Annotated in this window: 3 protein-coding genes; all 3 read right to left on the bottom strand. The window is 63.3% G+C overall.

Annotated elements, in window-relative coordinates:
• Positions 1 to 118: 118 nt before the first annotated feature.
• Entirely contained in the window at positions 119 to 2,317 is a 2,199-nt protein-coding gene (locus N5D61_RS26320; protein WP_279894752.1) for a TonB-dependent siderophore receptor, read from the bottom strand.
• A 175-nt stretch (positions 2,318 to 2,492) separates the two neighbouring features.
• Complete coding sequence (locus tag N5D61_RS26325) at positions 2,493 to 3,902, bottom strand: aspartate aminotransferase family protein (RefSeq protein WP_108240620.1); 1,410 nt, start codon at positions 3,900 to 3,902, stop codon at positions 2,493 to 2,495.
• Positions 3,895 to 6,475 (bottom strand): condensation domain-containing protein (locus N5D61_RS26330; protein ID WP_279894753.1); only part of this gene is annotated, 2,581 nt, incomplete at its 5' end. The genes N5D61_RS26325 and N5D61_RS26330, both read right to left, overlap by 8 nt.

Here is a 6,475-nt window from a genome sequence, read left to right on the forward strand (position 1 = left end):
GAGGGGCGAAACCCAACTCACAGCCCACGCGCCAATGGATCTGTCCCCGATCTCAGCCGCGCCCATAACCAGGCCATACGGGTCCCGAAACCGAGGGCTCATCCATAACACCCACCGCTTACCAGCGGAACGCCACCGTACCCAGCACCGTGCGCTCTTCGCCCCAATAGCAACGACCCGCGTTATTGCACCCGCTGACATACTCCTTGTCGAACAGGTTCTTCGCATTCACGTCCACCGACCAATGCTTGTCGAAGTCATAACCGACCAACGCATCAACCAACGTCACGTCGCCGGTCTTCAACTTGCCGTACAACGTGGGCGACGTATACGCGAACGTATTGTCGAAGTACCGCACCCCACCGCCCAGACGGAAGCCGCTCAGTGGGCCGTCAAGGAAGCGGTACGTCGCCCAGCCCGACGCCTGGTTACGCGGAATGCCAGTCAACTGGTGGTCTTCGAACAGCGAGCCCGGGGCGTCTTTGGTTACCCGTGCATCGGTATAGGTGTACGAAGCGGTCAGACTGAGGTTGCGGGTGATGTCGCTGTTGGCTTCCAGCTCGATACCCTTGGACTTGCTTTCCCCCACCTGCTGACTGAAGCCATTGGCCCCGGCCACGACGTCGTGGGTCTTGGTCAGCTCGAACACCGCGGCAGTGAAGGTGGTGTTCCAACCTTGCGGCTCGATCTTCACGCCCGCCTCATACTGATGGCTGAGGATCGGATCAAGCAGATCGCCGTTCGGTTGGGAAGACTGCTGCACCGGGGTGAACGCCGTCGAGTAGCTGACGTATGGCGAGATACCGTTCTCGAATTGATACATCAGGCCGGTCTGCCAGCTGAAGCGATGGTCCCAGCCGTCCAGGTCGGCCACGCCACTGGTGGTGCCCGCGCGGTTGCGGTACTTGCTGTTGACGAAGTCCTGACGACCGCCCAGCAGGAAGACCCAGTTCTCGTACTTGCTCTGCAACTGGCTGTAGAGGCCGTACATCTGTTGGTCGAGCTGCGAGTTCTGAACCGTGAACGGCGTGGTCGGTTTCGCCGCCGGGAAGACCGGGTTGAACACGTTGTACGTGCCGCTGAAGCCTGCTGCCCAGTCCTGGTTGAACGAGGTGCGGTCATAGCTGGCGCCCAACAGCACGGTGTTGTCCAGCGCACCGGAGGTGAAGTGACCTTCGAACTGGTTGTCCACCGAGTAGGCGATGGATTTGTTGTCGCGGTCGTAGTAGGTGGCGGTCAGGTTGCTGCCGAAGCCGCCATTGTTCAGGTTGTTCGGCCAGGTCTCATGGCGATCCAGCCGCGACTCCATGTAACGCGAGTTCTGACGGAACTGCCAGTTTTCGTTCAACTGATGGCTGAACTCGTAGCCCAGGGTCCAGGTTTCACGCTCGAAGTCGTCCCAGTTCGGATTGCCGTTGAACTGGCTCTTGCCGATCTTGCCGTTCGGGTTGTTCAACAGTGTCCCCGCCGCCGGATAGCCCAACAGAAACTTGGTGCGGTCACGCTGGTAGGAAGACAGCAGGGTCAGCGAGGTGTCTTCGTCGAAGTTGAAGGTCATCGACGGCGCGATGTAGAGGCGGTCGTCCGGCACGCTGTCGACCTGGGTGTCGGCGTTGCGGCCGAGCATCACCACGCGACCGAGAATGCGGTTGTCGTCGGTCAGCGGCCCGGAGACGTCCAGCCCCAGTTGGCGGCGGTTGTTGCTGCCGTAGGTGAACTTGGCCTCGCCCTGCGCGGTTTCAGTGGGGCGCTTGCTGACCAGGTTGACCAGCCCTCCCGGTGCGTTTTCGCCGTACAGGATCGAGCTCGGGCCACGGAACACTTCGGTGCGCTCCAGGCCATAGGGTTCGGTGGTGGTGTCGTAGCGGTTGCCCTGCAGACGCAAGCCGTCTTTGAGCAGGCCGTAGCCATAGTCAGTGGCGTTGAAGCCGCGAATCGAAAACAGGTCACCGGCGATGCCGTCACCGACCGCAAAAGGCGGCGCGAAGATGCCTGGGACATAGCCAAGCACGTCAGTCAGGGTTTGCGACGCCTGGTCCTGCATCCGCTGGTGTGTCACCACGGATACCGAGCGAGGCGTTTCCGCCAACGGTGTGCTGGTCTTGGTGCCCGCTGTGCTGTTCTTGGCCTGGTAGCCGATGTCGGTTTCCGCCACCGGCGCTTCGCCGGACACCACCGAATTCTGCAGTTGGATTGCGGCGCCCTTGGCCGGTTGCGCCGGAGCATCCGCTGCCCAGGCGGTGCCATGGCAAGCCACCGTTGCAACCAGCGCTGCCAAGGCTTTCACCTTGAATTGAGCCATATTGTTGCTGACCATCCGAACTCCCCCTCCCTTGAAAAACATGGGGCCCCAGCCCCCGAAAGTGACCACTTTTGTCAAAAAGCGTGAAAATGTAACAGAGAATATTTCTCATTACCATTGGTATTCTGAATAACAGCAAAGTGCCATCCATGGCTGACTCCGAATGGCCGTAAACGGCCCCGCGAATGGGTTAGTGCTGGTTGATCGCTGCGCCCACCGCAGCGCCGAATATCTCGGCGATCTGGTCGATCTGTGCCGCCGTCACGATGAGCGGAGGGAGGAAGCGGATGACGCTGGAGTGACGCCCGCCGACCTCGATGATCAGGCCGCGTTGCAGGCATTGGCGTTGAATGCGCGAGGCCAGTTCACCGTTCTGTGGAAAGCGACCCAAGGCATCCGGGCGCCCTTCGGGATCGACCATTTCCACACCGAGCATCAGCCCCATGCCACGCACATCGCCCATGTGCGGGCAGTCCCGCTGCAAGGCGCGCAAGTGGCCACTCAGGCGCTCGCCCATGGCAGCGGCGTGCTGGTCCAACTGCTGTTCGCGGACGATACGCAGCGTGGTGGCACCGGCCGCCATCGCCAATTGGTTGCCGCGGAAAGTGCCGGCGTGGGAGCCCGGTTTCCAGAGGTCCAACGCTTTGTTGTAGACCACCACCGCCATGGGCTGGCTACCGCCAATGGCCTTGGACAGCACCAGCACATCCGGCACGATACCGGCGTGCTGGAAGGCGAACGGCTTACCCGTACGCGCAACGCCGCACTGGATTTCGTCGAGGATAAGCGGCACGCCGGCCTCGCGAGTGATGCGGCGGATTTCACGCAACCAGTGCGCCGAGGCGGGGACGACCCCACCCTCCCCCTGCAGCGTTTCCAGAATCATGCCGGCCGGTGGCAACACGCCGCTTTCCGGGTCGGTGAGCTGGTTCTCGATGTAATGCAGGCCGATGCGCTCGCCCGCTTCGCCACCGACCCCGAACGGGCAACGGTAGTCATACGGGAACGGCAAAAACTGGGCGTTGGAGGCCAGTCCGTCCAGGTAGCTTTTGGGCCCCAGATTTCCCATCAGGCCCAGCGCACCTTGGGTCATGCCGTGGTAGGCCCCATGGAAGGCCATGAGGTTGCTGCGCCCGGTGGCGGTGCGCACCAGTTTCAATGCCGCTTCCACCGCATCGGTGCCCGCCGGGCCACAGAACTGAATCCGCGCGTCCCTGGCGAACTCGGGCGGCAACAGCGCGAACAATTCATCGATGAACGCGTCCTTCGCTTCGGTCATCAGGTCCAGCGTGTGCAAAGGGCGCTGTCCGTCGAGCAAGCTGCGCATCGACTGCACCACTTCGGGGTGGTTATGCCCTAGCGCCAGGGTGCCGGCCCCTGCCAGGCAATCGATGAACCAGCGTCCCTCGCTGTCCTGCACATGAATGCCCTGGGCCCGCTTGAGCTCCAGCGGAATGCGCCGCGGGTAACTGCGTGCGTTGGACTCCACGGACGCCTGCCGCTCCAGCCGCGGCGTCGGCGTGAACCGGTAGTGGGCGTTGGCCAGCGCGGCTTCCGGGTTGAGCTCGGTAATCGACGTCACGTTATGGGGGCTATGCATATTCCTGCTCCTGGAAATCTTCTGACTGAGGGCATTCGTTGACTTGCGCGAGGGCCTCGGCAAGTTGAGTGATGAACAGCTGATCACGGACGATCGAGAGGTGGTCGGCATCGATCCAGGCCGAAACCTGCAAGCGCCCACCCGTGCCCTGCTCCAGTAGAGCCGGTGCGTTTTCGTTATTTTCCGGGGACCGCTCCGCCCACCAGGCGTACACCGGCACGCTGAGGGTGGGGATGTCCCGGTATTGATTGGCCAATTGGCGCATGTGCCGCTCGACGCCCAGCAACTGTTGCCAGTGCTCGTCGCCTTCTTCTGAATCTGCATCGGGCTGAGGTCCCGGCGCGTTGTCCGGCACCGGAGGACGGGGCTGACCGGCACCCGGCACGTAGCCGTCGATCAGGCCGACGAACGCCACACGCTTGCCCAGACGGGTCAGCAAACGGGCCATTTCCAGCACCAGGGTGCCGCCCATGGACCAGCCGATCAGGCGGTACGTCCCCGCGGTTTGGTGCTCCAGCAGCGCCTTGACGTAGTCTCGGGCCATCTGCTCGATGGACGTGTCGCGCCACTGACCGTCCAGCACCTGACGGTTCTGAATGCCCCACAGGTCCCACTGCGTCGATAACCGGCGCGCAAGGGCGTAGTAACCCACCACCGTTCCGCTGACCGGGTGCACGCAGAACACTGTCGGTTTGTCGCTGGCGCCTGTGCTCAGGCGAATCAATGGATTCGGCGCCCCCCGTCGACCAGAGACCGACGGTGTCACCGTTGTGGACCGGGCCGACGGCAGGCTCTCCAGCAGCTCGATCAACGCGGCGCGGTAGGCCGCTTGCAGGCGTTCGATGGTCGAGCGCTGGTAGCGCTGGCCGCTGTAACGAAAGGTCAGGCCCAATTGCCCGCCGAAGATCTGGCCGTTGATTTCCAGTTCGCGGTTGAGTGGGGTGGACGGATCCACCAGCGCACCCGCAGGCACCTTCGACGGCGCGAAACGCCCATCCCCCAGATCCTGATCGAACTGACCGAGGTAGTTGAACACCACTTTCGGCTCTGGCAGCGCAGCCAGTTGCTCGCGCACCCGCTCATGGCCCAGGTAACGCAGCAGACCGAAACCGACGCCCTTGTCGGGCAAGCCACGCACCACGGCGCGCACCTGCTCGACGGTCTGATGGATGTCGCTCGCTGCCTCGACCCGCACCGGGAACAGGCTGGTGAACCAGCCCACGGTGCGGCCAACGTCCAGACCTTCAGCCAACGCCTCGCGGCCATGACCTTCCAGCGCCACCAGGTTGTTGGCCTGACCCGTCCAGCCACTGAGGGCCTGAGCCAGCGCCGCCAGCAAGATTTCATCCATACGGGCATTCAGGGCGGCAGGGGCTTCACGCAGCAGGCGATGGGTCAGGTCGGCGTCCAGCAGCAGCTCGCACTGGTCCAGGTCCTGCTGGGTCGCGCGGCCCTGCGCGTTGTCCACCGGCCAGGTGCCCGCTTCTTGCCCGATCAGCGTCAGCCACTGCGACGCTTCGGCTTCTCGTTCAGGGGCCTGCGTCGCCTGCACCCAATGTTCTGCCCAACGTTGATAGCTGCTGGATTTCGGCCCCAGGTTCACCAGAGTCTCCGACGCCAGCTGCGTGTAGGCGCGGGACAGGTCTTGCAGCAAGACGCGCCAGGAGACACCGTCCACCACCAAGTGATGCGCCACCAGCAACAGGCGCTGGCGCTGATTGCCAGCCATCTGCGCCAGCACCACTCGCAGCAGCGGGCCGTTTTCCAGATCGAGGCTGCGTTGAGCCTGCTCGCAGAGGTCAGTCAGCGCAGGGTCATCAGCGACTTCGCGAACCCATAGGGCATCGGGCGCGGGTGTTTCGCGATAGACCTGCTCCCAACCCTGCTCGCCTCGGAAGCGGAAGCTCAGGTTCAGACCGTCGTGATGACGCAATACAGCGTCCAGCGCCCGTGCCAGAAGCGGCGCCTCGACCGGGCGCTGCACTTCCAGCAACAACGCCTGGTTGAAGTGCGCACGGTTTGCCATCGGCTGGTCGAAGAAATGCGCCTGAATCGGGGTCAGCGCCACCGCGCCGCGAGGCGTGTCTTCGATCACTTCTGCACTGGCCTCGACCTCGGTCAGGCGCAACGCGAGGTCCTTCAGCCGAGGGTGGCTGAAGACGTCCTTGGGCAGCAGTTTCAGGCCGACCTGACGCAAGCGGGTGATCACGGCCAACGACTGAATCGAATCGCCGCCCAGCTCGAAAAAGCTGTCGCGACGGCTGACGCCTTGGATGCCCAGCAGCTGCTGCCAGACCTGGGCCAACTGCGCTTCGCGCTCACCTTGCGGCGCTTCGAACGTCTGATGGCCGACGTGCGGATCAGGCAACGCGTTGCGGTCCAGTTTGCCGTTGGGCAGTTGTGGCAGGCGCGCCATGACGATGATGTGCGCAGGCACCATGTATTCCGGCAACGTGCCGCCCAGTTGTTGCTTGAGGCTGTCTTCGTTGAGGCCGCTGCCGTCGACATCGCCACCGACATAACCCAGCAGGCGTTTGCCGCTCGGGCTGTCACGCACAATGACCAGCGCCTCG

Source organism: Pseudomonas sp. GD03842 (genome assembly GCF_029841165.1).
In the GTDB taxonomy this organism is placed as follows: Bacteria; Pseudomonadota; Gammaproteobacteria; order Pseudomonadales; family Pseudomonadaceae; genus Aquipseudomonas.